General features: G+C 69.8%; 22 protein-coding genes. 20 read left to right on the top strand and 2 right to left on the bottom strand.

Annotated features, from left to right (window positions below; all coding sequences use genetic code 11):
* Nucleotides 1-249 precede the first annotated feature (249 nt).
* The 11 genes from ACIBLA_RS29405 (at nucleotide 250) to ACIBLA_RS29355 (ending at nucleotide 11,746) form a co-directional block, all read left to right on the top strand.
* Nucleotides 250-1,524 carry an MFS transporter gene (locus tag ACIBLA_RS29405; protein ID WP_363243328.1) on the top strand — a complete coding sequence of 425 codons (1,275 nt, stop codon included), beginning with the start codon at nucleotides 250-252 and terminating at the stop codon, nucleotides 1,522-1,524.
* A gap of 3 nt (nucleotides 1,525-1,527) precedes the next feature.
* A complete protein-coding gene (locus ACIBLA_RS29400) occupies nucleotides 1,528-3,924 on the top strand; it encodes a glycoside hydrolase family 3 C-terminal domain-containing protein (protein WP_399200373.1) in 2,397 nt (798 codons plus the stop codon).
* A 15-nt stretch (nucleotides 3,925-3,939) separates the two neighbouring features.
* Nucleotides 3,940-4,578 carry a TetR family transcriptional regulator gene (locus ACIBLA_RS29395; protein WP_363243330.1) on the top strand — a complete coding sequence of 213 codons (639 nt, stop codon included), beginning with the start codon at nucleotides 3,940-3,942 and terminating at the stop codon, nucleotides 4,576-4,578.
* A 28-nt stretch (nucleotides 4,579-4,606) separates the two neighbouring features.
* The gene (locus ACIBLA_RS29390) at nucleotides 4,607-5,362 is read left to right on the top strand and encodes an IclR family transcriptional regulator (RefSeq protein WP_363243331.1); all 756 of its coding nucleotides are present in this window, start codon (nucleotides 4,607-4,609) and stop codon (nucleotides 5,360-5,362) included.
* A gap of 145 nt (nucleotides 5,363-5,507) precedes the next feature.
* Nucleotides 5,508-6,860 (top strand): MFS transporter, encoded by a 1,353-nt coding sequence (locus ACIBLA_RS29385; RefSeq protein WP_399200372.1) that lies wholly within the window; start codon nucleotides 5,508-5,510, stop codon nucleotides 6,858-6,860.
* 52 nt (nucleotides 6,861-6,912) lie between these two features.
* Complete coding sequence (locus tag ACIBLA_RS29380) at nucleotides 6,913-7,383, top strand: nuclear transport factor 2 family protein (protein ID WP_363243333.1); 471 nt, start codon at nucleotides 6,913-6,915, stop codon at nucleotides 7,381-7,383.
* Nucleotides 7,380-7,691, top strand: a complete 312-nt coding sequence (locus ACIBLA_RS29375) for a hypothetical protein (RefSeq protein ID WP_363243334.1) — start codon at nucleotides 7,380-7,382, stop codon at nucleotides 7,689-7,691. Before ACIBLA_RS29380 ends, ACIBLA_RS29375 begins: the two co-directional genes overlap by 4 nt.
* On the top strand, nucleotides 7,688-8,968 hold the full coding sequence (locus ACIBLA_RS29370; protein WP_399200371.1) for a Rieske 2Fe-2S domain-containing protein: 1,281 nt from the start codon (nucleotides 7,688-7,690) through the stop codon (nucleotides 8,966-8,968). The genes ACIBLA_RS29375 and ACIBLA_RS29370 overlap by 4 nt, the downstream gene beginning before the upstream one ends.
* Nucleotides 8,958-9,464 (top strand): aromatic-ring-hydroxylating dioxygenase subunit beta, encoded by a 507-nt coding sequence (locus ACIBLA_RS29365; protein WP_363243336.1) that lies wholly within the window; start codon nucleotides 8,958-8,960, stop codon nucleotides 9,462-9,464. The genes ACIBLA_RS29370 and ACIBLA_RS29365 overlap by 11 nt, the downstream gene beginning before the upstream one ends.
* A gap of 8 nt (nucleotides 9,465-9,472) precedes the next feature.
* Nucleotides 9,473-10,420 carry a PDR/VanB family oxidoreductase gene (locus tag ACIBLA_RS29360; protein ID WP_399200370.1) on the top strand — a complete coding sequence of 316 codons (948 nt, stop codon included), beginning with the start codon at nucleotides 9,473-9,475 and terminating at the stop codon, nucleotides 10,418-10,420.
* Between the two features lie 27 nt (nucleotides 10,421-10,447).
* The gene (locus ACIBLA_RS29355; protein ID WP_399200369.1) at nucleotides 10,448-11,746 is read left to right on the top strand and encodes an amidase; all 1,299 of its coding nucleotides are present in this window, start codon (nucleotides 10,448-10,450) and stop codon (nucleotides 11,744-11,746) included.
* 242 nt (nucleotides 11,747-11,988) lie between these two features.
* Here ACIBLA_RS29355 and ACIBLA_RS29350 read toward each other — a convergent pair whose 3' ends face one another.
* Nucleotides 11,989-13,377 carry a cation:dicarboxylate symporter family transporter gene (locus ACIBLA_RS29350; RefSeq protein ID WP_399200368.1) on the bottom strand — a complete coding sequence of 463 codons (1,389 nt, stop codon included), beginning with the start codon at nucleotides 13,375-13,377 and terminating at the stop codon, nucleotides 11,989-11,991.
* A 136-nt stretch (nucleotides 13,378-13,513) separates the two neighbouring features.
* On the opposite strand from ACIBLA_RS29350, the gene ACIBLA_RS29345 reads away from it, so the two are divergent.
* The 6 genes from ACIBLA_RS29345 to ACIBLA_RS29320 all read left to right on the top strand — a co-directional run bounded on the left by ACIBLA_RS29345 (nucleotide 13,514) and on the right by ACIBLA_RS29320 (nucleotide 20,149).
* Nucleotides 13,514-15,184 carry an ATP-binding protein gene (locus ACIBLA_RS29345; RefSeq protein WP_399200367.1) on the top strand — a complete coding sequence of 557 codons (1,671 nt, stop codon included), beginning with the start codon at nucleotides 13,514-13,516 and terminating at the stop codon, nucleotides 15,182-15,184.
* Entirely contained in the window at nucleotides 15,181-15,891 is a 711-nt protein-coding gene (locus ACIBLA_RS29340) for a response regulator (RefSeq protein ID WP_363243341.1), read from the top strand. The genes ACIBLA_RS29345 and ACIBLA_RS29340 overlap by 4 nt, the downstream gene beginning before the upstream one ends.
* A gap of 81 nt (nucleotides 15,892-15,972) precedes the next feature.
* On the top strand, nucleotides 15,973-16,887 hold the full coding sequence (locus ACIBLA_RS29335) for an LLM class flavin-dependent oxidoreductase (RefSeq protein WP_399200366.1): 915 nt from the start codon (nucleotides 15,973-15,975) through the stop codon (nucleotides 16,885-16,887).
* Between the two features lie 67 nt (nucleotides 16,888-16,954).
* Nucleotides 16,955-18,307 carry an extracellular solute-binding protein gene (locus ACIBLA_RS29330; protein WP_363243343.1) on the top strand — a complete coding sequence of 451 codons (1,353 nt, stop codon included), beginning with the start codon at nucleotides 16,955-16,957 and terminating at the stop codon, nucleotides 18,305-18,307.
* Between the two features lie 94 nt (nucleotides 18,308-18,401).
* The gene (locus ACIBLA_RS29325) at nucleotides 18,402-19,301 is read left to right on the top strand and encodes a sugar ABC transporter permease (protein WP_363243357.1); all 900 of its coding nucleotides are present in this window, start codon (nucleotides 18,402-18,404) and stop codon (nucleotides 19,299-19,301) included.
* Nucleotides 19,302-19,324: 23 nt separating this feature from the next.
* The gene (locus ACIBLA_RS29320; protein WP_363243344.1) at nucleotides 19,325-20,149 is read left to right on the top strand and encodes a carbohydrate ABC transporter permease; all 825 of its coding nucleotides are present in this window, start codon (nucleotides 19,325-19,327) and stop codon (nucleotides 20,147-20,149) included.
* Nucleotides 20,150-20,187: 38 nt separating this feature from the next.
* Here the strand turns inward: ACIBLA_RS29320 and ACIBLA_RS29315 are convergent, their stop codons facing one another.
* Complete coding sequence (locus ACIBLA_RS29315) at nucleotides 20,188-21,213, bottom strand: ATP-dependent 6-phosphofructokinase (protein ID WP_363243345.1); 1,026 nt, start codon at nucleotides 21,211-21,213, stop codon at nucleotides 20,188-20,190.
* Between the two features lie 204 nt (nucleotides 21,214-21,417).
* On the opposite strand from ACIBLA_RS29315, the gene pta reads away from it, so the two are divergent.
* The 3 genes from pta to pyk all read left to right on the top strand — a co-directional run bounded on the left by pta (nucleotide 21,418) and on the right by pyk (nucleotide 26,295).
* Nucleotides 21,418-23,505: a phosphate acetyltransferase gene (gene pta, locus ACIBLA_RS29310; RefSeq protein ID WP_363243346.1), complete on the top strand. Its 2,088-nt coding sequence runs from the start codon at nucleotides 21,418-21,420 to the stop codon at nucleotides 23,503-23,505.
* Between the two features lie 52 nt (nucleotides 23,506-23,557).
* Complete coding sequence (locus tag ACIBLA_RS29305) at nucleotides 23,558-24,784, top strand: acetate kinase (RefSeq protein WP_399200365.1); 1,227 nt, start codon at nucleotides 23,558-23,560, stop codon at nucleotides 24,782-24,784.
* A 74-nt stretch (nucleotides 24,785-24,858) separates the two neighbouring features.
* Nucleotides 24,859-26,295, top strand: coding sequence for a pyruvate kinase (gene pyk, locus ACIBLA_RS29300; protein WP_363243348.1), 1,437 nt, complete (start codon nucleotides 24,859-24,861; stop codon nucleotides 26,293-26,295).
* The last annotated feature ends 119 nt before the right edge of the window (nucleotides 26,296-26,414 follow it).

Here is a 26,414-nt window from a genome sequence, read left to right as displayed (position 1 = left end):
TTCGGCCCGGCCAGCGGACCAATGCGGTTGGTTTCCCTTCATGCGATGGCCACACTCCGGTCGATGCCGGGCATCTCGGCGGGCCGCGTAGGCGTCCTCTGCCGCAAGCCCACGGCACAGTCCCCTCTCGCAACGCAGCAGATACAGGAACATCACGCTCCGATATACAGACCAAGCACTCGGTCTGTCGCGTGTTCTCATATCCCGTCACTCCGCCCACGCATCCCCCGTGGGCCTGAAGGAGGATCCATGACCACGACAGGCGAAGCAGTGCCCGTCGTAGAGGACGTCGTCTCCCCGCCGACCGAGAAGGCGCCGGCCAAGGTCGTCGGAACGATGGCGCTGGCTCAGCTCGGCCTCTCCATCGCGTTGATCACGCCCGTCACGGCCAGCCTCACGATCAAGGTCCAGTCGGTCGTCGGCGAGGACAACGTGGTCGCCGTGTTCGGCATGGTCAGCAGCATCGGTGCCATCGCCGCGCTGGTCGCCAACCCCGTCTTCGGGCGGATCAGCGACCGCACGACCGGACGCTTCGGCCGCCGCCGTCCCTGGCTTCTCCTGGGCGTCGTCGGACTCGCCCTGAGCGAGCTCGTCCTCGCCCTCGTGCCCAATGTCGTCGGAATCGCGATCGCCTGGTTCGCGGCGCAAGCCTTCGCCAATGCCGCGCAGGCGGCTCTGCTGGCGTCGGTCGCCGACCAGATACCGACGACTCAGCGCGGCAAGGTCACCGGCCTGATCGGCCTCATGCAGCAGGGCAGCAAGCTCGGTGCGGCCTATGTCGCCCAATGGCTCATCGGGAGCCTGCTGCTGATGTTCGTGGTGCCCGCCCTGATCGGGGTGCTGTTCCTGGTGCCGTTCCTGTTGCTGTTGCCGGACAAGCCGCTCACGGAGCGCCCTCCGGGAGAGGGGCTGCGCGCGGTCCTGAAGACGTTCTGGCTCTCTCCCCGCAAGTACCCCGACTTCGCCTGGGCCTGGGGTTCACGGTTCCTGATCACCTTGTCGCTGTACCTGTTCATGACGTACCGGCTGCTCTACATGCAGTACGAACTGGGTCTGTCGGTCGAGCGTGCGGTCGCGGTGCTGGCCACCGCGGTCACCGTGTACACGATCACGCTCGCGCTGGCCGGGCAGGTGGCCGGATGGCTCTCGGACAAGGTGGGCCGCCGTAAACCGTTCGTCATCGCCTCGGCCCTGATCTTCGGACTCGGCATGGCGCTGCTCGTGCAGGCCGACAGCGTCACCGGCTTCTACGTGGCAGAGGTGGTGCTCGGGCTCGGCTTCGGCGTCTACATCGGGGTCGATCTGGCGCTGGTCATGGATGTCATGCCCGGGATCAACGACTCGGCGAAGAATCTGGGCGTGCTCAACATGGCCCAGGTCGTGCCGCAGAGCCTCGCTCCGGCGGTCGGTGCGGTGCTTGTCGGGATCGGCGGCGGACACAACTACGACCTGCTGCTGGGCACCGCCGCGGCCGTCGCGGTGGTCGGCGCAGTCATGATCATCCCGATCAGGAAGGTGCGTTAGACCATGACGGACCTGGAAGTCCGTACGGACAAGGCGATCGCCACCCTGGGCCTGGAAGCCAAGGTCCGCCTGCTGACCGGCGCCACCAACTTCACCCTCCACCCGGAGCCGTCGGCGGGCCTCGCCGAAGTCGTGCTCTCCGACGGTCCGACCGGTGTGCGAGGCGCCCTCTTCACCGGCGGGCGCATCGCCTGCCAACTCCCCAACGCGACCTTGCTGGCCCAGCACTGGGACACCACGGTCGCGGCGCAGGCCGGCGCACTGCTCGCCGAAGAGGCGGCTGCACAGCGCGTCCACGTGGTGCTCGGCCCCACGGTCAACCTGCACCGCACCGCACTGAACGGGCGTCTGTTCGAGGAGTTCAGCGAAGATCCACTGCTCACCGGCGCCCTGGCGACGGCGTACATCAACGCTCTGCAGGAACACGGCGTCGCCGCGACGCTGAAGCACTTCGTGGCCAACGAGGCAGAGACCGACCGGAAGACCGTCAACTCCCTGCTGGACGAGCGGACTCTGCGCGAGGTGTACCTCCTGCCGTTCGAGATGGCGGTGGCCGACGCCAACCCGTGGGCGGTCATGGCCGCGTACAACAGGGTCAACGGCACGCCCGCCACCGAGCACATGGAACTGATCGCGGGTGTCCTGAAGGGGGAGTGGGGGTACGACGGGCTGGTCATGTCCGACTGGTACGCCGCCACGTCCACGGTGGAGAGCGCTGACGCCGGGCTGGACCTGATCATGCCGGGCCCTGCGGGGCCGTGGGGCGACCGGCTCGTCGCCGCCGTCCGCCGGGGCGAGGTGGCCGAGTCCACCGTCGACGAGCAGGTGCGCCGACTGCTGCGCCTGGCTGACCGGGTCGGCGCGTTCGGTACGCAGCGGCAGTGGCCGTCCGAGGGCCCGGCACCCGACAGCGCGGAGCGGCGCGAGGTGCTGCGGCGGCTGGCCGCGGGAGGCATGACCGTACTGGTCAACCGCGCCTCGACCCTCCCGTTGGCAGCCGAGGGGAAGATCGCCGTGATCGGCCGGCACGCGTTGGAGACCGTCACCCAGGGCGCCGGTTCGGCGGAGGTCCGGCCGCCGCACGTGGTCGGCATCGCGGACGGCATCACGCAGGCGCTCGGCGCGGACCGGGTGACCGTCGTTGACGGGGTCGAGGTCCGCAGGGATCCGCTGACCGCCGTCGAGGGCTCCCTGCGGGATCCGGAGACGGGAGAGCTCGGCATTCGGGTCGTCACCCGCGACGCCGTCGGCGAGGTGATCGAGTCCCGGCACGTCGGCTGGACCGAACTCTTCACCCGGGAGAGCCCGTGGGTGCGGTCGGCGGTGACCATCGAGCTGACCGCCGAGGTCGCCCTGGCGGAGCCGGCACGCATGCAGGTAGGTGTGCGGGGCCGGGGAGAGTGGACGTTCAGCGCGCCCGGGCACTTCGAGCGGGTCCGTCTGGAGCGGGTGGACGACGCGGGCGAGGTGCTGCGGCTGCCGTACCGCACCGTCACCCTCCGCCTGGAACCGGGCGCGCGGATCACCGCGGTCGCGACCGCCGAACCGGAGGAACGGGTCATCGGCCTGGCCGCCCGCAGGGCCCCGAAGCCCCCGGCGGTGGCGATCGGCGCGGCCGTCCGCGCTGCCCGCGAGGCCGATGTCGCGGTGGTCGTCGTCGGACTCACGCCGGAGCAGGAGACCGAGGAGGTCGACAAGCTCACCCTGGCTCTGCCCGGCGAGCAGGATGCCCTGGTCGCCGCGGTCGCCGCCGCGGCGAAGCGGACCGTGGTCGTGGTCAACGCGGCCACACCGGTGCTGATGCCCTGGCTGGACCGGGTCGACGCCGTGCTGTGGGCCGGGTTGCCCGGTCAGGAGGCGGGGGCCGCGGTGGCGGCGGCCCTGACCGGCGAGATCGAACCCGCCGGCCGACTGGTCACCACCTTCCCGGCCCGGGACGGGGACGGCCCGGTCTGGTCGCCGGTGCCCGTGCGGGGAAAGGTGTCGTACGGCGAAGGGATCGCCGTCGGACACCGCGGGTGGCACAGCGCGCGGGCTGAGCCGCTCTTCTGGTTCGGACACGGGCTCGGCTACACGGAATGGGCCTACGGAGAGGCCGAGTTGGCCGTAGCCGACGACATGATCCGCTCGGTGCGTGTCGAGGTCACCAACACCGGAGGGCGTGCCGGCCGCGAGGTCGTGCAGGTGTACTGGCGGCCGGAGGCCGAGCCTGTCCGGCTTGTCGGATGGACCGGTATCGACCTCGAACCCGGCCGAACCGCGTCGGTCGACGTGCCCGTGGACGCGAGGCTGCTGCGAAGGTGGCAGGACGGCGCCTGGCAACAACTTCCACGCACCGGCGAGGTACTCATCGCTCGCGGCCTCGGCGACATCCGCGCGACACTGCCCGCAGCCAACTGAAGATCAGGAGCAGGTATGTCCTTCCCCTCGCGCTACCGCACACCACGGACTCTGTCCCGGCATGAGCAGGCAGGCCAGGCTTCGCGCGTGAAAGCCGTACGGGCCGCGCTGGAGCTGTTCGCCACCACCGGGTTCAAGGGCACGTCGGTGGCGAAGGTGGCGGAGCGGACCGGGCTGTCGCAGTCCGGGCTGCTGCACCACTTCCCGAGCAAGGCTGTGCTGCTGTCGGCCGTGCTGGAGGAGCGGGATACCGAGGACGGCGCATTCCTCACCGGAGAGAACGGGGAGGCGCCACTGGGCTGGGACGCGTTCGAGGCCCTGGAGGCGCTGGTCGCGCGCAACTCGACACGGCCGCACCTCGTGGGCCTCTACGTCCGGCTCTCGGCGGAGGCGATGGAGCAGAGCCACCCCGCCCACGATTGGCTCAAGAACCGCTATACCGGGATGGCGGCGTGGCTGACCGACGCCGTCCGCATCGGTCAGGTACGCGACGAGATCCACGCCGACGCCCCGGTCGCCGTGCTGGTGCACAACACGATCGCGGTGGTGGACGGGTTGCAGCAGCAGTGGCTGCTGCAACCGGAGCGGGTTTCCATGGTCAAGGAGTTCGGCGCGTACACGGCCGAACTGCGCGCCCGATGGGGCACGGCGTAGCCGTGCGCGCTGCGAGAGGGTGACCGCGATGAAGTCCGAGCCGAACGGCGACTCCCTGCTGCGCAAAGCGCGGCTGATCCTGGGCGTATTCGACACCGGTACGCCGGTGCTCGGCCTGTCGGAGCTGGCGCGGCGCACCGGGCTCGCGAAGACCACGGTCCATCGCGTGGCCACTGAGATGGTGGACGTCGGCCTGCTGAACCGGCACGGCCGCCGTTACGAACTGGGCTCGCTGCTCTTCGAGCTGGGCCAACGGGTGCCCCGGACCAGAGGTCTGCGCCTGATCGCGGCCCGCTATCTGGAGGACCTGGCGCTCACCACCCGGGAGACCGTGGTGCTGGCGTTCCCCGGGGACCAGGACGTCCTCTTCCTGGAGAAGTACTTCAGCCAGCGTGGTGGCGGCGTGGCCGTCACGCAGGTCGAGGGCAGGGTGCCGTTCCACTGCGGCGCTTCGGGCAAGGCCCTGCTGGCCTTCGGTGACCCCGCGCTCCGCGGGCGGGTTCTGGCCGCTCCGTTGCGCCGCCGCACCCACTGGACGACCACGGACCCGGCCCAGTTGGCGGCCGAGCTGGAGCAGGTGCGTCAGCAGGGATACGCAGTCGACCGCCAAGAGCTCGTCGCGGGCTACGGGGCGGTCGGCGCCCCTGTGTTCTCCGCGGGCATCGCAGTCGCCGCGCTGACCGTCACCGGCCCGATCGACCGGCTGGACGTGCCGCGGCTGGCTCCCGTGGTCACGGCGGCCGGCCGCGCGTTGACGCGGGATTTCGAGCCGGTAAACGACTGAGCTTCGCGAACTTTTCGGTCCGGTGACCGGGCCAATGGCATTTCGCCCGGCAGCGCCGTCGCGAACAATCCGTGAACATCTGAACGGCATTCCTGTGCACGGCCGAGTCACGGCCGTCCATCTGAAAAGCGCAAGGGAGGCAAACGTGGCAGGAACCAACCGCACGCCGAGCGCTGTGCGTCGCGCCGCGACCGCGAGTCTGGTCGGCAGCGCGCTGGAGTGGTACGACTTCTTCCTTTACGGCACAGCGGCCGCGCTCGTCTTCAACACTCTGTTCTTCCCCGACGTCGACCCGCTGATCGGCACGATCGCCGCATTCGGCACCAACGCGGCCGGGTTTCTGGCACGACCGCTCGGCGGTGTCGTCTTCGGGCACTTCGGCGATCGGGTGGGCCGCAAGTCGGTCCTGGTGACCACCCTGATGATCATGGGTGTGGCGACCTTCCTGATCGGTGTCCTGCCCACTTACGGCGCCATCGGGGTGTGGGCGCCGGTGCTGCTGCTGACGCTGCGGATCGTGCAGGGCATCGCCGCCGGCGGCGAGTGGGGCGGCGGTGTCCTGATCGTCAGTGAACAGGCGCCCGAGCACCGCCGGGGCTACTACTCCGCCTGGAGCCAGACCGGTGTGGGGCTCGGTTTCGTACTCTCCGCCGCGGCGTTCTGGCTGGTCCAGGCGACGACCAGTGAGGAGGCCTTCCATGCCTGGGGATGGCGGATCCCGTTCCTGGCCGGCATTCTGCTCACCGCCGTAGGACTGCTGATCCGACTGCGGGTGATGGAGACTCCGGCGTACGAACAGGCCGCGTCGGCTCCGTCCCCGGCGGCGGAGAAGAGCAAGCTGCCGGTGATCGAGGTTCTGCGCACACAGCCCAAGGCGGTGCTGATCACCTTCGGTGCACGCATCGCCGAGAACGGCGCGACCTATCTCTTCCTCACCTTCAGCCTCTCCTACGCCGCGAAGATCGGCGTGGACGGTGATCTGGCGTTGATCGCGGTCGTCGTGGGCATGCTCTTCGAGTCGTTCGCGATGCCACTGTGGGGAGCGCTCTCCGACCGTGTCGGACGCCGCCCGGTCTACCTGGGCGGGGCGATCGCGGTGATCGCCTGGGCGTTCCCGTTCTTCTGGCTGTTCAACACCCGCGACCCCGTACTGATCTTCGTCGCGGTGTTCGTCGCGGTCGTCATCTGCCACGGCGCGATGATCGGCACCCAGCCGGCGTTCATCACCGAACTCTTCACCGACAGCCGGGTGCGCTACAGCGGCGTCGCCCTCGGACACGAGGTCGCCTCCGTGGTGGCCGGCGGCTTCTCACCGATCATCGCCACCGCGCTGTTCGCCTGGGCGGGCGCGTCCTGGCCCGTCTCCCTGTTCCTCATAGGTATGGGCGTGATCACGGTCGTCTCCGTGGCGCTGGCTCCCGAGACCCGCACGAAGTCCGTCGAGGCAGGCGGAGCGCGGCGGGAGATCGAACCGGCCGCCGACGTACCAGCGATCTGACCTTCACCCCTCCCCCACTTCACGGTATTCATCGAAAGGAGGCTGGTCACCCATGTCCTACACCGGCACCGTTTCACGGTCTCCCGACCATCTGGCGCACGAGGTGCTGACCCGCTACCTGGAACTCTGTGACGTCCCCCGGCCGTCCCACGCGTCCGGCACCCTGGCCGAGCTGTTCACTCCTGACGCCGTATGGGAGGGCGTCGGACCGCTCTACGCAGCCAAGTTCGGCCGTACCACTGGATCGGCGGCGATCGAGAAGATGCTCTCGGCCCACCTGCCTCCCCACGGGCACTTCCGGGCGAACGTCCATCTGCTCCACCCCGGCACGACGCACGTCGACGGCGACGAGATCCGCGGGCGGTGGCTGATGCAGCAGCTGTCCCGCTACGACTCCGGCGCCGCCGAAGCCGTGGTCGCCAGGCTGGAGTTGACCTTCCGCAGGCAAGGATCCGGCATAAGCATCTCCCGCTTCCGCACAGAGCGCGTCTTCGCGGCGGACCTGGGGGTGCCGGAACCGTGACAGCACCTGCCCGGACCGGCCGGACCATGCAACTGACCTGCTACCGGGACATCCGCCGCTACGGCTGGCTCCACGTGGACCTGTTCCTGCACGACCACGACGGCAAAGAACTGAACTGGGTCCACTGGGGAGCCGCCGAAGAAGGCCCGGACGGCGCCGACGCCGCCTGCGCGGCCGTCGAACCCACCCTGATCCGGACCACCGAGTGGCAGCACGGCATCCGCGCCGACGGCAGCGACTACTGGACCGCCGGCGCCGCTTGGGACGCCCCCGCCGAAACCAACCCCCCGCAGGAAGCGACCCCATGAACACACCCACCGCAACCACCGACATCGCAGGGCTGGTCCAGCCCGACCGCGTGGACATCTCCCTCTACACCGACCCGGAACTCTTCGAGCTGGAGATGGACCGCATCTTCAACCGCACCTGGGTATGGGTGGCGCACGAGAGCGAGATCCCGAACGCCGGGGACTTCCGGACCGCGATGGTCGGCCGACAACCCGTGATCGTCACCCGCGACCGCCGGGGCGGGATCAACGTCCTGCTCAACCGCTGCCGCCACCGCGGGGCGAGCCTGTGCGAGGCCCCCCGCGGCAACGCCAACGGCTTCACCTGCCCGTACCACGCGTGGTCGTACGCCCTCGACGGCAAGCTGCGCGGCATTCCCTACCCGGACGGCTACGAGGATGTCCTGGAGAAGAAGGACCTCCCGCTGCACCGCCTCAAGGTGGACACGTACGCCGGAATGGTCTTCGCCAGCTTCAACCCCGACGTGGAACCCCTGACCGACTTCCTCGGCCCGGCCCGCCACTGGATGGACCTGTTCATGAAACAGGGAGCCGGCTACCCGATCAAGGTGCAGGGCGAGCACAAGTTCCGCTTCAAGGGCAACTGGAAAATCCAGCTGGAGAACACCACCGACGGCTACCACTTCCCGATCGTGCACCGCTCCTGGATGTCCTCCGTGGACGCGGAGACCGCCGAGATGCTGTCCTTCATGACCGACGAGAAGGCGGTCACCCACTCCCTGGGCAACGGACACAGCGTCATGATCATGGTGCCCGAGCACGTCGACCTCGACGAGGACGACGGCACCGAGCAGCTCCAGGAACGGTTCGGCCACATCGTCGAAGAGCTGTCCAAGGACTTCGAACCGGCCCAGGTACGGCGCATCGTACGGTCGATGCATGGCGCCGGCTTCAACCTCAACCTGTTCCCGAACGTGGCGATGTCGATGTCCTTCTTCCGTGTGCTGCGCCCGGTCTCCGCGACCGAAACGGAGATCCGCCACCTCGCGCTGGGCCTGGACGGCGGCCCGGAGATCGTCAACCGTGAACGCCTGCGCATGCACGAGCACTTCCAGGGGCCGTTCGGGTTCGGCACCACCGACGACTCCGAGGCATGGGACCGGGTACAGCGCGGCGCGGCCGCCGGCCCCGGGCTGCCGATCATGGTGAACCGCGGACTGGCGCGGGAGCAGGACGAAGCGGACGAGTCGAAGGGGCGCGTCTCGCACGCCACCGACGAGACCGGAATGCGTGAGGGGTACGCGATGTGGAAGGCGATGATGACCGATGTCCGTTGAGACGACCGAAACCCCGCACCTGGCCGATGCCCGGATCGCTCCGGCCCTCGAACTGGTCTGGCACGAGGCCCACTTGCTGGACCTCAAGCAGTACCAGGAATGGGACCGGCTCTGGGCCCCCGGCGGCCTCTACGTCATCCCCATCGACCCGGACACCGAGGACTTCGCGTCCGCGCTGAACATGGTCTACGACGACGACCGGATGCGCCGGATGCGCATCGAGCGCCTGACGTCCGGCTACTCGATATCGGCGACCGCCGCCGCACGCACCGTGCGGACGCTGTCCCGATTCGTGGTCCAGCGATGCGACGAGGAGTCCGTCGAACTCAGCTCGGCGCAGATCCTGGTCGGTCACCGGCGCGAGGACACGTTCGTTCTCGCCGCGGACGTCACCCACCGCATCCGGCTGGACGGCCCCCGGCCGCTGATCCAGGAGAAGGTCGTCCGGCTGATCAACTCCACGGACGCCGTCGACTCCTCCGGCTTCCTGCTGTAGGGGCAACGATGATCACAGTCACGGTCAGTGAGACGACGACCGAACACGGCACGGTGAGGTACCTGCGGCTTCGGCGCAGCGACGGACGCCCCTTCACACCGTATGAGGCCGGCGCGCACGTAGACGTCCTGGGCCCGAGCGGCATCACTCGGCAGTACTCGCTGTGCGGTCCGCCCGAAGACACCGGCTCCTGTCTTATCGCCGTCAAACGAGAGCACGCCTCGAGAGGCGGCTCCGCGGCTCTGCACGAACAGGTCTCGGTCGGTGACGAACTCGCCATCAGCGAACCCCGCAACCTCTTCCGCATCGAGCCCGCCGCAAGCCGGCACGTCCTGGTCGCGGCCGGCATCGGGATCACCCCGCTGCTGAGCATGGCGTACCAACTGCGGCGCAGCGGCGCCCAGTTCCGGCTCCACTACTTCGCGAGCAGCCGCGAGCAGGCGGCGTTCGTGTCCCTGCTGGAGAGTCCGGAGTTCGCTGCCGACGTCGAGTTCCACTTCGGCATCGACCGCAGCGCACAACCAGAAGTCCTGGTGGAGTCACTGGCGGACGTGGACTCCACGACCCACGTGTACACCTGCGGCCCCAAGGAGTTCATGCAACGCGTCCACGACACGGCGCTCCGGACCCTGCCCGAGGACAACATCCACGTCGAACACTTCCAGCCGCTGGAGCCCACGGCCGAGGCAGGGGACGCGTTCGAGGTGGAACTGGACACGGGTGAGGTCTTCCAGGTCCCGCCTGGGCGCAGCATCGTCGAGGTACTGGCGGACGGCGGCATCGAGGTCGACACATCGTGCCGTGAGGGCATCTGCGGCACGTGCGTGCTCACGATCATTGACGGTGTGCCGGACCATCGCGACAACTGCCTGACCCGCAAGGAGAAGGCGGCGGGCGACCAGATCGCCACGTGCGTGTCACGGGCCCGAACGGCCCGGCTCGTCCTGGAGCTGTAGCCCGCCCCCGTGAAAGGAGTGACATCGATGCCGACCCTGGACGGCGACACCACCCTGTCCGCTCTCGTGACCCGGATCGCCGAGGGGGAGTCGAGCCCGAGCGAGGCCGTCAGCGACGCCCTGGAACGCCTCGACCGCAGGGAGCCCGACGTACGGGCATGGGTGCGGGTCGACCGGCACGGAGCGCAGTACGCCGCACGGCAGCTCGACGGCGAGCCGGCCGGCGGTCCCCTGCGGGGCATTCCGTTCGGCGTCAAAGACATCATCGACGTCCGCGACCTGCCCACCGAGTGCGGATCACCACTGCGACAGGGCCGCTTGGCGGAGACGGACGCTCCGTTGGTGGCCAGGCTTCGGCAACTGGGCGCGATCCCGCTGGGAAAGACGGTCACCACGGAGTTCGCCTACTTCTCGCCGGGCCCCACCAGGAATCCACACAACCCGGCGCACACGCCCGGCGGTTCCTCCAGCGGCTCAGCGGCCGCCGTCGCCGCGGGCGTGGTCCCTCTCGCCCTCGGCAGCCAGACCGCCGGCTCGCTGACCCGGCCGGCCGCCTACTGCGGAGTTGCCGGGTTCGCGGCGCCCGTCGGAGGGCCACTCGACACCAAGGGATTCGCAGGCCTTTCTCCCAGCCTCGACACGGTCGGGCTACTGACCCCCTCCGTCACGGATCTCCACCTCGTCCACGAGGCGTTGACCGCGGGCCGCCTCCCCGGACCACTGGAACCGCCCACCCGCCCGCAGTTGGCACTGTGGTCGGGTACCGAGCTGACCGCGGTCGCAGCGGACATGCAGGCGGCCTTGATCCGCTCCGCCGAAGACGCCGTGGCCCGTGGTGCGGTACTCGTCGATGTCGACTGGTCCGCCCTGACACCCCGACTCGTCGACACGCACAGCACGATCATGGCCTACGAGGCTGCGCGCGAACTCGCTGCGGAAGGAACGCACCCGGATCAGCTGAGCACCCCGCTCAACGAACTCCTGGCACACGGCCGAGCGATCTCCACCACGGACTACCGGCAGGCGCTTGCCCTTGCCGAGCGGGAACGCGCCGCGATGCTGTCTCTGCTGGCCGACGTTGACGCCGTCCTCGGACCCGCCGCTCCCGGACCCGCGCCGAAGGGGCTGACCGCCACCGGATCACCGGTCCTGAGCCGCCCGTGGCAGCTTCTGGGTCTACCGGTCGTGACCATCCCCGGCCACCGCAATGGTCAGGGCATGCCACTGGGCCTGCAACTCATCGGCCACCCTGACCGCCTGGAACAGCTCTTCGCGCTCAGCAGCGCCATGGAACATGCCACAGGCGCGCGGCGCCGACCCATGTAGATCGTGTTGAGAGATCGTCCAGGTCACCATTGACGCGGCAGCTGCAGATGTGGCTGCGTTGTGAGTTGAGGCTGGGCATCGGCAACCAGTCGGTCGTCCGGATCCCCTTCGGCTGACAGGAGAGCGGCCCGCACGCGGAAGACCGGCCCGTACGGACGTCTCCGTACGGGCCGGTCATCGAAGGGCCGGGGGAAGGGGGATCAACCCCCGACCTGGGTCGGGCGGGGCTACGGCGGCTCGGGTCAGACCTTCGCCGGCGCCTCGTCCGCGTCTCGCTGCTCCGGCAGGTCCGAGGAACCGCCGGAGTCCTTCGTCAGGCTCGGACCCTGGTCGCCGGCCGGCGCGTGGTCGTCGACCAGCGTCTTCTCGTCGAACGGGATCCGGCCGGCCAGCACCTCGTCCACCCTGGCCCGGTCGATCTCCTTGGTCCACGTCCCGACGAGGACCGTGGCGACCGCGTTGCCCGCGAAGTTCGTCAGGGCACGCGCCTCGCTCATGAAACGGTCGATGCCGACGATCAGGCCGACACCGTCGACCAGTTCGGGCCGGTGCGACTGAAGGCCGCCCGCCAGGGTCGCCAGGCCGGCGCCGGTGACACCCGCCGCGCCCTTCGACGCGATGATCATGAAGAGCAGGAGCCCGATCTGCTCACCGATGGCGAGCGGGTCGCCCATCGCCTCGGCGATGAACAGCGACGCCATCGTGAGGTAGATCGCGGTGCCGTCGAGGTTGAAGGAGTAGCCCGTCGGCACGGTGATGCCGACGACGGGCTTGCTGACACCCAGGTGCTCCATCTTCGCGATCAGACGCGGCAGCGCCGACTCCGACGACGAGGTGGAGACGATCAGCAGGAACTCGCGCGCCAGGTACTTCAGCAGCGCGAAGATGTTGATGCCGGTGACAAGCTTCAGCAGCACGCCGAGCACCAGGAAGACGAACAGCGCACAGGTCACGTAGAAGCCGATCATGATGACCGCCAGTGACTTCAGCGCGTCCATGCCGGTCTCGCCGACCACCGCCGCGATGGCGCCGAAGGCACCCACGGGGGCCGCCCACATGATCATCGCGAGGATGCGGAAGACCAGGCGCTGGATGTGCCCGATACCGCGCAGGATCGGCTCGCCGGTGGAGCCCATCGCCTGGAGCGCGAAGCCCGCGAGCAGCGCCACGAGCAGCGTCTGGAGCACTTCACCCTCGGTGAAGGCGGAGACGAGCGTGGTCGGGATGATGCCGACCAGGAATTCGGCGGTGCTCTCGGCCTCGCCGGACACCTGCGCCGCGCCGGCGTCCGCCGTCGCGTCGGTGATGTGCAGTCCGGCGCCGGGCTCCAGGATGTTGCCGACGACGAGGCCGATGGCCAGCGCCACGGTCGACATGACCATGAAGTAGCCGAGGGCCAGACCGCCGACCGCGCCGACCTTGGCGGCCTTGCGGACGGATCCGACGCCCAGCACGATCGTGCAGAAGATGATCGGGGAAATCATCATCTTGATGAGGTTGACGAAGCCGGTCCCGATGGGCTTCAGCTCGACGGCCACCCCCGGGGCAGCGAATCCGACCGTGATTCCGAGAATCACTGCGGCGATCACGGCCAGATACAGATAATGGGTACGGTCCCGAGTAGCGGCCACGGGTCCTCCTTGACTCGTTTGTCCCTACGCGACCCTCCCGTCCCGAGGGGGTCCCGGCGACTATCCATCAGCCTGTGATGCCGGTCACCCTTACGTGCATTTCGTTCATACGATTTCGGCCAGGCAGACTTGTGTCATGCAGCTACCCCGTCCCCGGAGCCTCGCAGGCCAGCTCTTCGCGATGCAGGTCGTACTGGTCGCGGTCGTCGTGGCCGGATGCGCGCTGTTCGCGTACTTCACGGACCGGGCGCAGGCCGAGGAGACCGCGAAGCGCCAGGTGACGGCCACGGCGCGCGCCATGGCGGACTCCCCGTCCGTACGGGAGGCCATCAGGTCCGACAACCCGTCCGCGGCGCTCCAGCCGTACGCGGAGCACGTACGGATCGACACCGGCGTGGACTTCGTGACGATCATGAAGCCGGACGGGACGCGCTGGACGCACCCGAATCCCCAGCTGATCGGGCTGCCCTTCATCGGCACCACCGAGCCCGCGCTGCTCGGCAAGACCTTCACCGAGACCTACACCGGCACCCTCGGACCCTCCACCCGCGCCGTGACCCCGATCAAGGACGACGGGCGGATCACCGGGCTGATCAGCGTCGGCATCACCGTCGACCGGATCTCCAGCCAGCTGGAGGAGCAGGTCAAGATCCTGGCGCTGGCGGCCGGTGGCGCCCTCGCGCTCGGCGGTGTGGGCACCTACGTCATCAACGCGCGGCTGCGCCGGCACACCCACGGGATGAACGCGGCCGAGCTGAGCCGGATGCACGACTACCACGAGGCCGCGCTGCACGCCGTGCGCGAGGGGCTGCTCATGCTGGACGGGCGGCGCAGGATCGCGCTGATCAACGACGGCGGGCGGGAGCTGCTGGGTCTGGACAACAGCGCGGTGGGCCGCAACATCGACGAGCTGGGGCTGCCCGCCCCGCTCGTCGGCGCGCTTCTCGCGTCGGAGCCGCGCGTGGACGAGGTCCATATGACGGCCGACCGGATCGTGGTCGTCAGCACCCGACCGGTGATCGGCGGCGAACGGCGCGGTACGGTCGCCACGCTCCGTGACCACACCGAACTCCAGGCACTGTCGGGCGAGTTGGACTCGGAGCGGGGCTTCACCCAGGCCCTTCGCTCGCAGGCGCACGAGGCGGCGAACCGGCTGCACACGGTCGTGTCGCTGATCGAGATGGGGCGTGTCGACGAGGCCGTGGAGTTCGCCACGGCGGAGCTGGAGCTGGCTCAGGTGCTCACGGACCGGGTCGTCGGCGCGGTGGCGGAGCCGGTGCTGGCGGCGCTGCTGCTGGGGAAGGCGGCGCAGGCGAACGAGCGCGGCGTGGAGCTGGTGCTCGCCGAGGACAGCCGCATAGACGACGGGGTGCTGCCGCCGTCGCTCGCGGCGCGCGATCTCGTGACGATGCTCGGCAATCTGATCGACAACGCGATGGACGCCGCCCAGGGCACGGAGGGCGCGCGGGTCACGGTCACCGCGCTGGTCGAGGACGGCGGGCTGCTGCTGCGGGTACGGGACACGGGGCCGGGCGTCGCGCCCGGTGACATGGAGGAGGTGTTCCGGCGCGGCTGGTCGACCAGGGGCGCGGAACGCGGGCTGGGCCTGGCTCTCGTACGCCAGGCGGTGCACCGGGCGCACGGCACGGTGGAGCTGACACCGGGGCGGGCCGGCGGGGCGGAGTTCACCGTGCGGCTTCCGCTGGGCGCGGGTGCCGCGACGGGCGCGGGCAGGGCACAATCGATGGTTGGTGCCACGGCCGACACCGGTGCCACGACCGACGGTGGGGAGCACGGCGGATCATGACCGGGACCGGGACCACGGACGGCGCGCCTCGCCCCATTCGCGTCCTCGTCGTCGAGGACGACCCCGTAGCCGCCGACGCCCATCAGCTGTACGTGGGCCGGGTGCCCGGCTTCGAGGTGGCCGGGGTCGCCCACTCGCGGGTCGAGGCGGGGCGCGCCCTGGAGCGTACGGACGTGGACCTGATCCTCCTCGACCTCTATCTGCCGGACGGGCACGGGCTGCATCTGCTGCGCAGCCTGCGGGCCGCCGGCCACCACGCGGACGTCATCGCCGTCACGTCGGCGCGCGATCTCACGGTCGTACGCGAAGGGGTGTCGCTGGGCGTCGTGCAGTACGTACTGAAGCCGTTCGCCTTCGCCACGCTCCGTGACCGGCTCAGCCGTTACGCCGAGTTCCGCGCCGCCGCCGGTGAGGCCACCGGGCAGGACGAGGTGGACCGGGCGCTGGGCGCGCTGCGGGCGCCGCAGCCCGCGTCGCTGCCGAAGGGGCTCAGCGGGCCGACGCTGGAGTCGGTGACGCGTGCGCTGCGCGATACGCGGGAGGGGCTGACCGCCACGGAGGCGGCGGCCAGGCTCGGTATCTCACGGATCACCGCGCGCCGCTATCTGGAGCACCTGGTCAGCGCCGGGCAGGCGGACCGCAGTCCCCAGTACGGCCAGATCGGACGCCCGGAGCTGCAGTACCGGTGGATCATCGTGACCCGGTAGCACCCGGTGGGCCACGGTGGCCCCCGGTGGCGCCCGGGCGACCCCTGGTCGCGCCCGCACCCCGCGGTGAACAATGCCGCCATGACTGTTCTCGGCGCCGTGTTCCGCCCCCAACTGCCCCCCGAACGACTCCGCGACATCGCCCGCACCGCGGACGAGGCCGGTCTGGACGAGCTGTGGCTCTGGGAGGACTGCTTCCTGGAGAGCGGTATCGCCGCCGCGTCCGCCGCCCTGGCCTGGACGGAGCGGCTGCGTGTCGGCGTCGGTCTGCTCCCCGTACCCCTGCGCAACGCCGCGCTGACGGCCATGGAGGCCGCCACCCTGCACCGGCTGTTCCCGGAGCGGGCCGTCCTCGGGATCGGCCACGGCGTCCAGGACTGGATGGCGCAGACCGGTACGCGCGTGGAGTCGCCCATGACGCTGCTGCGCGAGCACCTGGTGGCGCTGCGCGCGCTGCTGGCCGGTGAGCGGGTGACGACGGACGGGCGCTACGTGAAGCTGGACGCCGTCGCGCTCGACTGGCCGCCGTCCACCACGCCCGCGCCTCCCGCCGTGTTCGCGGGCGCCACCGGTCCGCGCACGATGCGGCTGACGGGCGAGGCCGCCGACGGCACGATCCTGACCGGCGGCACGTCGCCCGACCTGGTGCGCCGCTCGCGCCAACTCATCGCGGAGGGGCGGGAGTCGGCCGGGCGCACCGGTCATCACCCGGTGGTCGTCTACCTCCACACGGCGACCGGCCCGGACGCCGCCGCGCGGCTGAGGGCCGAGTTGGACGCCATGGGCGACGCCTGGGGGCCTGACGGTCCGTACGGGGTCGCGGGCCCGGCCGAGGCCGTCGCCGAGGCGGTGCTGGCCCTCACGGAGGCCGGGGCCGACACCGTGGTGCTCCAGCCGACCCCCGACGAACCGGACCCGGAGGGCTTCGTACGTTTCACGGCCGCCGGGGTCCGCCCGCTCGTACCCCGCAACGAGTCGGCGGTGCACGGGGATTGACCTTGATATTGGGGCAGACCTACGGTCGCCGGGCAGCCCTTCGCGGCTAAAAGAGGAGGTCGTGCCCGTGCGCCCCACCGCCCCACTGATCCTCGTCACGGTCCTGGCCGCCGGTGCGCTCACGGCGTGCGGCGGCGGGTCCGGAAGCGATCCGGACACCGTCAAGGTGGCCTACAACAGATCGACGGACAACAAGATCCGCTTCAAGGACAACTATCTGGAGTCCGTGAAGAAGCAGTTCGAGGAGGCCAATCCGGGCAAGAAGGTCGAACTGATCCCGATCCAGGCCCCGGACAACGACTACGCCACCAAGGCGCAGCAGATGATGCGCTCCCCGAAGACCGCGCCCGACCTGGTCTACGAGGACACCTTCCGGATCAACTCCGACATCAAGGCGGGCTATCTGCGCCCGCTGGACGAGTACCTGGACAAGTGGGAGGACTGGGGCCAGTTCGTCGACACGGCGAAGACAGCCGCGAAGGCGGAGGACGGCAAGACGTACGGCGTCCCGGACGGCACCGACACCCGCGGCCTCTGGTTCAACAAGAAGATCTTCGCCGACGCGGGGCTGCCCGCCGACTGGCAGCCGAAGAACTGGGAGGAGGTCCTGGAAGCGGCGCGCACCGTCAAGCGCGAGGTCCCGGACGCGATCCCGCTCAACGTCTACACCGGCAAGGGCCCCGGCGAGGCCGCGGTGATGCAGGGCTTCGAGATGCTGCTGTACGGCACGGGCGCGGACCCGCTCTACGACCCGGCGGCGAAGAAGTGGGTGGCCGGCAACAAGGGTTTCGTGGACGCGCTCGACTTCGTACGGACCGTGTACTCCGAGAAGTTGGGGCCCGACGTCTCCGACGCGCTCGACCCCAACATCGGTACGCGCGTGGCGACCGAGTTCTTCCCCGAGGGCAAGTTGGCGATCTCCCTCGACGGGTCCTGGATGGGGCAGAACTGGATCAACAAGGGCCCCAAGGAGTGGCCCGAATGGTCCACCGAACTGGCCCAGGCACCGATGCCGACGCAGAACGGGCAGGCACCCGGCAGCGTGTCGATGTCCGGCGGGTGGGCGTGGTCTATCCCGCAGAAGGCACAGAACCCGGACCTGGCCTTCGAGTTCATCAAGACGCAGCAGACGAAGGAGAACGCCGTCGAGTGGGATGTCGTCGGCGCGCAGATCGCCGTCCGCGAGGATGTGGCGGCCGATCCGAGGTATCTGAAGTCGATGCCCGGTATCGACTTCTTCACCAAGCTGGTCGAGGTGACCAACTACCGCCCCGCGCTGCCTGTTTACCCGCAGGTCTCGTCCGCCATCGGCGAGGCGATGGAGTCGGTGACGACGGGGGACGCGTCCGCGGCGGACGCGGCGAAGGCGTACGACGAGCAGTTGAAGACGATCGCCGACGGCGCGGTGGTCGAGAAGTGAGCACCGGCGCGGACGCCGCCCCGGCGGTGACGGCGGCGGCGCCGTGAGCGCGGTGAGCACGGCGGGCGGGCCGGTCGGCAAGGGCGGGCCCGCGCTGCCGGCGGGGGGCCGCGGCGGTGATGAAGGCCGTCGCGGCCGCAAGTCGCGGCCGTTGCGCTGGCTGCCGCTGGCCCCGGCCACGGTGCTGCTGCTCCTGTTCCTGGCGGGGCCGATCGGCTACTGCGTCTGGATCGCCTTCACCAACACGCAGTTGACCGGCTCGTCCACGTCGGACTTCGTGGGCCTGGACAACTTCCGCCGGGCCTTCGCTGACGACAACTTCCGCAACGCGGTCTGGCTGACGCTCGTCTTCACCTTCGTGTCGTCGATCGTCGGCCAGAACACGATCGGGCTGGCGCTGGCCGGCCTGATGCGGGCCGCGTCGAGGCCGGTGCGCACCGTCACGGGCGCCGTCGTGATCGCGGCGTGGGTGCTGCCGGAGATCGTCGCGGCGTTCCTGCTGTACGCGTTCTTCCGCCGGGAGGGGACGCTGAACGCCATCTTGGACTGGTTCCATCTGCCGTCCCAGAACTGGCTGTTCACGCTTCCGATCCTGGCGGTGTCGTTCGCCAACGTATGGCGCGGCACCGCGTTCTCCATGCTGATCTACTCCGCCGCGCTGTCCGAGATCCCGAAGGACATCACGGAGGCGGCGGAGGTCGACGGCGCGAACGGGGTACGGCGGCTGTGGCACATCACACTGCCCATGATCCGGCGTTCCATCGGCACCAATCTCATGCTCAACACGCTCTCCACGCTGTCCGTCTTCGGACTGATCTGGGCGATGACGCGAGGTGGTCCCGGCAACCGGAGCCAGACGCTGCCGGTGTTCATGTACGACCAGGCGTTCCTCAAGAGCCTGATCGGTTACGGCACGGCGGTCGCGCTGCTGCTGCTTCTCGTGGGCGCGCTGTTCTCCGTCGTCTATGTGCGCCTGCTCAAGGTGGAGGTGTGATGAAGCGGGGGATGAACCGCGGGATGAAGCGCGCCACTCGCGTCCGGCTCGCCTCGGACGCCGCGCTGGTGGCGGTGGCGGCGGCGTTCCTGCTCCCGCTGCTGTGGCTGCTGCTGTCCTCCGTCGACGCGGAGGCGGACCTGCGGGTACGGCTGCCGTCGTCGCCGACCACGGAGAATTTCAGCGCGGTCCTGACCGACGAGATCACGTTCACGCCGATGCTCAACAGCCTGCTGCTGTGCGGCAGTGCGACGCTCCTGACGGTGGCGTGCGCGGCCCTGGCGGCGTATCCGCTGTCCCGCTACCGCTCGCGGTTCAGCCGCCCCTATCTGCTGACCATCCTGTTCACGACGTGTCTGCCGATCACCGCGATCATGGTCCCGGTGTACGGACTGTTCGTCCAGGTCAATCTGGTCGACACGATGTACGGCACGGCGCTGTTCCTCGCCACGTCCCAACTGCCCTTCTCCATCTGGCTGATGAAGAACTTCATGGACGGGGTGCCGACGGTCCTGGAGGAGGCGGCGTGGACGGACGGGGCCTCGATGCTCCAGACGCTGACCCGGATCGTGCTGCCGCTGATGGGGCCCGGCATGACGGTCGTGATGATCTACACGTTCATCCAGCTCTGGGGGAACTTCTTCGTCCCGTTCATGCTGCTGCTCTCCCCCGACCAACTGCCCGCGTCGGTGTCGATCTTCACGTTCTTCGGCAACTACGGCTCGGTGATCTACGGCCAGCTGGCGGCGTTCTCGATCCTCTACTCCACACCGGTGCTGCTGCTCTACATCCTGATCTCGCGCAGGCTGGGCGGGGGCTTCGCGCTCGGCGGCGCGGTGAAGGGGTGAGCGCCGGACGGGACCCGGCCTGACCGACAAGACACCGCCTAGAACACCGACTCCGCCTCGAACATCCGGTTCTCCGGCACCGTTTTGAGGCGGGTGACCGCCTGGGCGAGTGGGACCATCGCCACCCGTGTGCCGTGCAGCGCCGTCATCCTGCCGAAGTCGCCGTTGTGCACCGCCTCCACCGCGTGCCAGCCGAAGCGTGTCGCCAGCACCCGGTCGTACGCCGTCGGCGTCCCTCCGCGCTGCACATGCCCCAGGATCACCGGCCTGGCCTCCTTGCCCATGCGGCGCTCCAGTTCGCCCGCGAGGCGGTTGCCGATGCCCTCGAAGCGCTCGTGGCCGAACTGGTCGATCTCGCCCTTCGCGTAGTGCATGGAGCCCTCGGCCGGGTGCGCGCCCTCGGCGACACAGATGACCGCGAACTTCTTGCCGCGCGCGAAGCGCTCCTCGACCATCTTCACGATGCTGTCGACCTCGAAGGGCCGCTCCGGCAGGCAGATGCCGTGCGCGCCGCCCGCCATGCCCGACTCCAGCGCGATCCAGCCCGCGTGACGCCCCATCACCTCGACGACCATGACGCGCTGGTGCGACTCGGCCGTGGTCTTGAGCCGGTCGATCGCCTCGGTGGCGACCATCACGGCGGTGTCGAAGCCGAACGTGCGGTCGGTGGACGAGATGTCGTTGTCGATGGTCTTCGGCACGCCCACGACGGGCATGCCCGCGTCGGAGAGCATCCGGGCCGCCGTGAGGGTCCCCTCGCCGCCGATCGGGATGAGCGCGTCGATGCCGTACCTGCGGCCCAACTCGTCCGCGCTCTCGGCCGCTTCGCGCAGCCGGCCGCGCTCCAGCCGGGCCGAGCCGAGGATCGTGCCGCCGCGTGCCAGGATGCCGCTGACGGAGTCGAGGTCGAGCGGGCGGTAGTGGCCGTCGAGCAGGCCCTTGAATCCGTCCTCGAAGCCGATGACCTCGTCCCCGTGCCCGGTGACCGCGCGGTGGACGACCGAGCGGATCACGGCGTTCAGGCCGGGACAGTCTCCGCCTGCGGTGAGAACTCCGATACGCATCGAGCTGTGTCTCCTGGTCGCTAGGGGTGTCGCCTACGAGCCGTGCCACGGGCCGTACCGCCTACCCACCTCGGAGGCGCCGTACCCACCCCCACAGGTATTGTCAAGAGGGCGTTGCCACCCTAACGGGCCTAACGGCAGAAACAGGAATTCCCCCAGCCCACCATCGTCGCCGAACAGCCGAAGTCGAACAGGAGAGCACGCGTGACACGCAGCGTGTACGTGACCGGGATCGAACGCGGGGACGGCCGGCAGGTCGTCGAGCTGGGGGTCATGGAGCTGCTGACCCGGCAGGTGGACCGGGTGGGCGTCTTCCGTCCGCTGGTCCATGCCAACGGCCCCGACCGTCTCTTCGACCTGCTGCGGGCCCGCTACCGGCTCTCGCAGGACCCCGCGTCCGGCTACGGCCTCGGTTACGCGGAGGCCGCCCGGATCCAGGCCGACGGGGGTACGGACGAGCTGGTCCAGCAGCTCGTGCGGCGCTTCCACGAGGTCGCGCGGGAGTACGAGGTCGTCCTGGTCCTCGGCACCGACTTCGCCGGCACCCAGCTGCCCGACGAGCTGGCGCTCAACGCCCGGCTGGCCAACGAGTTCGGCGCCTCCGTCATACCCGTGGTCGGCGGCAAGGGCCAGCAGGCCGAGTCCGTACAGGCCGAGGCGCGCAACGCCCACCGGGCGTACGCGGTGCTGGGCTGCGACGTCCTCGCGATGGTCGTGAACCGGGTCGCCCCCGAGGACCGCGACGCGATCGCCGCACAGCTCGGGGCGCAGCTGCCGGTGCCCTGCTACACACTCCCCGACGAGGCCGCGCTGGCCGCCCCGACCGTCGCGCAGATCACCCGCGCCCTCGGCGGCACGGTGCTGCTCGGGGACGAGGCGGGGCTGGCTCGCGATGCGCTGGACTTCGTCTTCGGCGGCGCGATGCTGCCCAATCTGCTGGGCGCGCTGACGCCGGGCTGTCTGCTGGTCACGCCGGGCGACCGGGCGGATCTGGTGGTGGGCGCGCTCGCCGCGCACTCGGCGGGGACGCCGCCCATCGCGGGCATCCTGCTGACGCTGGACGAGCGGCCGGCCGACTCGGTCCTGGCCCTCGCCGCCAAGCTGGCGCCCGGCACACCGGTCGTCTCGGTGGTCGCGGGTTCCTTCCCGACGGCGGGTGAACTCTTCTCGCTGGAAGGGAAGTTGAACGCCGATACGCCGCGCAAGGCGGAGACGGCGCTCGGTCTTTTCGAGCGGTACGTGGACACCGGCGATCTGCTGGCCCGGATGTCGGTGGCGCGCAGTGGCCGGGTGACACCGATGATGTTCGAGCACGACCTGCTGGAGCAGGCCCGTGCCGTACGCCGCCGGGTCGTCCTGCCGGAGGGCACGGAGGAGCGGGTGCTGCGCGCGGCGGACGTGCTGCTGCGCCGCGACGTGTGTGACCTGACGCTCCTCGGGGACGTCGACATCATCGCCAAGAAGGCCGCCGATCTCGGTATCGACCTGGCGGGCACCCAGCTCGTCGACCCGGCGAAGGACGAGCTGCGGCAGCGGTTCGCCGAGCGCTACGCGCAGCTGCGCGCGCACCGGGGCGTGACGGTGGAGCTGGCGTACGACGTGGTGGCCGACGTGAACTACTTCGGCACGCTGATGGTCGACGCGGGGCTGGCCGACGGCATGGTGTCGGGTTCGGTGCACTCCACGGCGGCGACGATCCGCCCGGCGTTCGAGATCATCAAAGCCGGCAAGAAACTGACGCCCTCGTCCAGCGTCTCCTCCGTCTTCTTCATGTGCCTGGCCGACAAGGTGCTCGTGTACGGCGACTGCGCGGTCATCCCGGACCCGGACGCCGCGCAGCTCGCGGACATCGCGGTGCAGGCCGCCGCGACCGCCGCGCGGTTCGGGGTCGAGCCGCGGATCGCGATGCTGTCGTACTCGACGGGCACGTCGGGCTCGGGCGCGGATGTCGACAAGGTGCGTGAGGCGACGGAGCTGGTGCGCGCGGCGCGGCCGGAGCTGAGGATCGAGGGGCCGATCCAGTACGACGCGGCGGTGGAGCCGAGCGTCGCGGCGACGAAGCTGCCGGACTCGGAGGTGGCGGGGCGCGCGACGGTGCTGATCTTCCCGGACCTGAACACCGGCAACAACACGTACAAGGCCGTGCAGCGTTCGGCGGGCGCGGTGGCGGTGGGTCCGGTGATGCAGGGGCTGCGCAAGCCGGTGAACGACCTGTCGCGCGGCGCCCTGGTGCAGGACATCGTGAACACCGTCGCCATCACGGCCGTGCAGGCGCAGGGCGACGACGCCTGACGCCGCTCCCCCGCTTCCGTACACAGCTCCCTCCCCGAAAGGCATCCCGCCCGTGACCTCCCAGGCCACCCGAGTCCTCGTGCTCAACTCCGGCTCCTCGTCCGTGAAGTACCAGCTGCTGGACATGCGCGACGGCAGCCGTCTCGCCGCCGGAATCGTCGAGCGCATCGGCGAGAGCGCGTCTCGGCTGGTGCACACGCCGTCGGGCGAGGGGGCGGACGCCGGCAAGCGCGAGCGTACGGAGCGGATCGCCGATCACGACGCGGCGCTGAAGGCCGTCGCCGAGGAGCTGGCGCGGGACGGCATCGGCATCGACTCCCCCGAGCTGGCGGCGATCGGCCACCGAGTGGTGCACGGCGGGCTGGAGTTCAGCGCCCCGACGGTCATCGACGACGCCGTGCTCGCGGAGATCGAGCGCCTGGTGCCGGTGGCGCCGCTGCACAACCCGGCGAACATCACCGGCATCAGGACGGCGCGGGCCCTGCGCCCCGATCTGCCGCAGGTCGCCGTCTTCGACACCGCGTTCCACACGACGATGCCGGAGCACGCGGCGCGGTACGCGATCGACGTCGAGACGGCCGACGCGCACCGGATCCGGCGCTACGGGTTCCACGGCACGTCGCACGCGTATGTCTCCCGGCGGGCCGCCGAGCTGCTGGGCCGGGCGCCCGAGGAGCTGAATCTGATCGTGCTGCACCTGGGTAACGGGGCGTCGGCGTCGGCCGTCGCGGGCGGGCGCTGCGTGGACACCTCGATGGGGCTGACGCCCTTGGAGGGCCTGGTGATGGGTACGCGCTCGGGGGACATCGATCCGGCGGTGGTCTTCCATCTGGAGCGGGTGGCCGGGATGGGCACCGACGAGATCGACGAACTGCTCAACAAGAAGAGCGGCCTGACGGGGCTGTGCGGTGACAACGACATGCGGGAGATCCGCCGCAGGGTCGACGCGGGCGACGCCGCGGCGACGCTGGCGTTCGACATTTACATCCACCGGCTGAAGAAGTACATCGGCGCCTATTACGCGGTGCTCGGCCGGGTGGACGCGGTGGTGTTCACCGCGGGCGTCGGCGAGAACGCGGCGCCGGTGCGGGCGGCGGCGATCGCCGGGCTGGGGGAGTTGGGGCTGGTCGTGGACGCGGAACTGAACGCCGTACGGTCCGGCGAGCCGCGCCTCGTATCGCCGGAGCACGCGCGCGTCGCCGTCGCCGTCGTGCCGACCGATGAGGAAATGGAGATCGCCCGCCAGACTTTCGCCTTGGTCGGCGCGGTCGACGCCTGAGCGTCACTCCGCCCATTTGTGCTTTCCGCCAGACGGAATATTCCGCGCGGAAACAAAACGATAGGATCCGCCTTATGCGCCGTTCCAAAATTGTCTGCACCCTAGGCCCCGCCGTCGACTCGTACGAGCAGTTGAAATCGCTCATCGAGGCCGGTATGAACGTGGCCCGACTGAATATGAGCCACGGGTCCCACCCCGAGCACGAGGAGCGGTACCACCGCGTCCGGAAGGCGGCCGAGGCCACCGGCCGGGCCGTGGGCGTGCTCGTCGACCTCCAGGGCCCGAAGATCCGGCTGGAGACCTTCGCCGAGGGTCCCGTCGAGCTGGTGCGGGGTGACGAGTTCGTCATCACCACCGAGGATGTCGCCGGGGACAAGGGCATCTGCGGCACCACCTACAAGGGCCTGCCCGGGGACGTCGCCAAGGGCGACCAGATCCTGATCAACGACGGCAACGTCGAGCTGCGGGTGACCGAGGTCGACGGTCCGCGGGTCAGGACGCTGGTCATCGAGGGCGGGGTCATCTCCGACCACAAGGGCATCAACCTGCCGGGTACGGCGGTCAATGTCCCGGCGCTCTCCGAGAAGGACGTCGAGGACCTGCGCTTCGCCCTGCGGATGGGCTGCGACATGGTCGCGCTGTCCTTCGTGCGCGACGCGGACGACATCAACGACGTCCACAAGATCATGGATGAGGAGGGCCGCCGGGTCCCCGTCATCGCGAAGGTCGAGAAGCCGCAGGCCGTCGCCAACATGGAGGCGGTCGTCGCGGCGTTCGACAGCGTCATGGTGGCCCGTGGCGACCTGGCGGTGGAGTACCCGCTCGAAAAGGTCCCGATGGTGCAGAAGCGCCTCATCGAGCTGTGCCGCCGCAACGCCAAGCCGGTGATCGTGGCGACCCAGATGATGGAGTCGATGATCACCAACTCCCGTCCGACGCGTGCCGAGGCGTCCGACGTGGCGAACGCGATCCTGGACGGGGCGGACGCGGTCATGCTGTCGGCGGAGTCGTCCGTCGGCGCGTATCCGGTCGAGACCGTCAAGACCATGTCGAAGATCGTCGTGGCCGCCGAGACCGAGCTGCTGTCGAAGGGCCTCCAGCCGCTCGTACCGGGCAAGAAGCCGCGTACGCAGGGTGGTTCGGTCGCGCGCGCGGCCTGCGAGATCGCGGACTTCCTGGGCGGCAAGGCGCTGATCGCCTTCACCGAGTCCGGCGACACGGCCCGCCGGCTCTCGCGCTACCGCACCTGCCAGCCGATCCTGGCCTTCACGACGGACGCGGCGACACGCAACCAGCTCTCGCTGAGCTGGGGCGTCGAGTCCTTCGTCGTCCCGCATGTGAACACCACGGACGCGATGGTCGATCTCGTGGACGCGGAGCTGCTGAAGCTCCAGCGCTACAACGAGTCGGACATCATGATCATCACGGCCGGCTCGCCGCCCGGTGTGCCCGGCACGACGAACATGGTGCGCGTCCACCACCTGGGCGACATGCGCACCGCCCAGAGCTGAACGCCGGACGCCGGGCGGGGGCCCCCCCCCAAAAAGGGGGGCCCCCCCGCCGGCCGCGGGGGGGGCCCCCGGGGGGGGGGCGGGGGGGGTTTTTTTGGGAAGCGGGAGCCGGGGGGCGG

The organism is Streptomyces sp. NPDC050433 (assembly GCF_044458565.1).
Lineage (GTDB): Bacteria > Actinomycetota > Actinomycetes > Streptomycetales > Streptomycetaceae > Streptomyces.
Note: the sequence above shows the minus strand (reverse complement) of the source record. Positions and strands in the feature narration are given on the sequence as shown.

Bases quoted from the DNA above. Each gene is read 5' to 3' on its own strand.
- ACIBLA_RS29395 (WP_363243330.1), top strand. From the start codon at position 3,940: ATGTCCTTCCCCTCGCGCTACCGCACACCACGGACTCTGTCCCGGCAT.
- pyk (WP_363243348.1), top strand. From the start codon at position 24,859: ATGCGCCGTTCCAAAATTGTCTGCACCCTAGGCCCCGCCGTCGACTCG.
- ACIBLA_RS29365 (WP_363243336.1), top strand. From the start codon at position 8,958: ATGTCCGTTGAGACGACCGAAACCCCGCACCTGGCCGATGCCCGGATC.
- ACIBLA_RS29340 (WP_363243341.1), top strand. From the start codon at position 15,181: ATGACCGGGACCGGGACCACGGACGGCGCGCCTCGCCCCATTCGCGTC.
- ACIBLA_RS29370 (WP_399200371.1), top strand. From the start codon at position 7,688: ATGAACACACCCACCGCAACCACCGACATCGCAGGGCTGGTCCAGCCC.
- ACIBLA_RS29335 (WP_399200366.1), top strand. From the start codon at position 15,973: ATGACTGTTCTCGGCGCCGTGTTCCGCCCCCAACTGCCCCCCGAACGA.
- ACIBLA_RS29380 (WP_363243333.1), top strand. From the start codon at position 6,913: ATGTCCTACACCGGCACCGTTTCACGGTCTCCCGACCATCTGGCGCAC.
- ACIBLA_RS29390 (WP_363243331.1), top strand. From the start codon at position 4,607: ATGAAGTCCGAGCCGAACGGCGACTCCCTGCTGCGCAAAGCGCGGCTG.
- ACIBLA_RS29315 (WP_363243345.1), bottom strand. From the start codon at position 21,213: ATGCGTATCGGAGTTCTCACCGCAGGCGGAGACTGTCCCGGCCTGAAC.
- ACIBLA_RS29405 (WP_363243328.1), top strand. From the start codon at position 250: ATGACCACGACAGGCGAAGCAGTGCCCGTCGTAGAGGACGTCGTCTCC.
- ACIBLA_RS29345 (WP_399200367.1), top strand. From the start codon at position 13,514: ATGCAGCTACCCCGTCCCCGGAGCCTCGCAGGCCAGCTCTTCGCGATG.
- ACIBLA_RS29355 (WP_399200369.1), top strand. From the start codon at position 10,448: ATGCCGACCCTGGACGGCGACACCACCCTGTCCGCTCTCGTGACCCGG.
- ACIBLA_RS29360 (WP_399200370.1), top strand. From the start codon at position 9,473: ATGATCACAGTCACGGTCAGTGAGACGACGACCGAACACGGCACGGTG.
- ACIBLA_RS29320 (WP_363243344.1), top strand. From the start codon at position 19,325: ATGAAGCGCGCCACTCGCGTCCGGCTCGCCTCGGACGCCGCGCTGGTG.
- ACIBLA_RS29400 (WP_399200373.1), top strand. From the start codon at position 1,528: ATGACGGACCTGGAAGTCCGTACGGACAAGGCGATCGCCACCCTGGGC.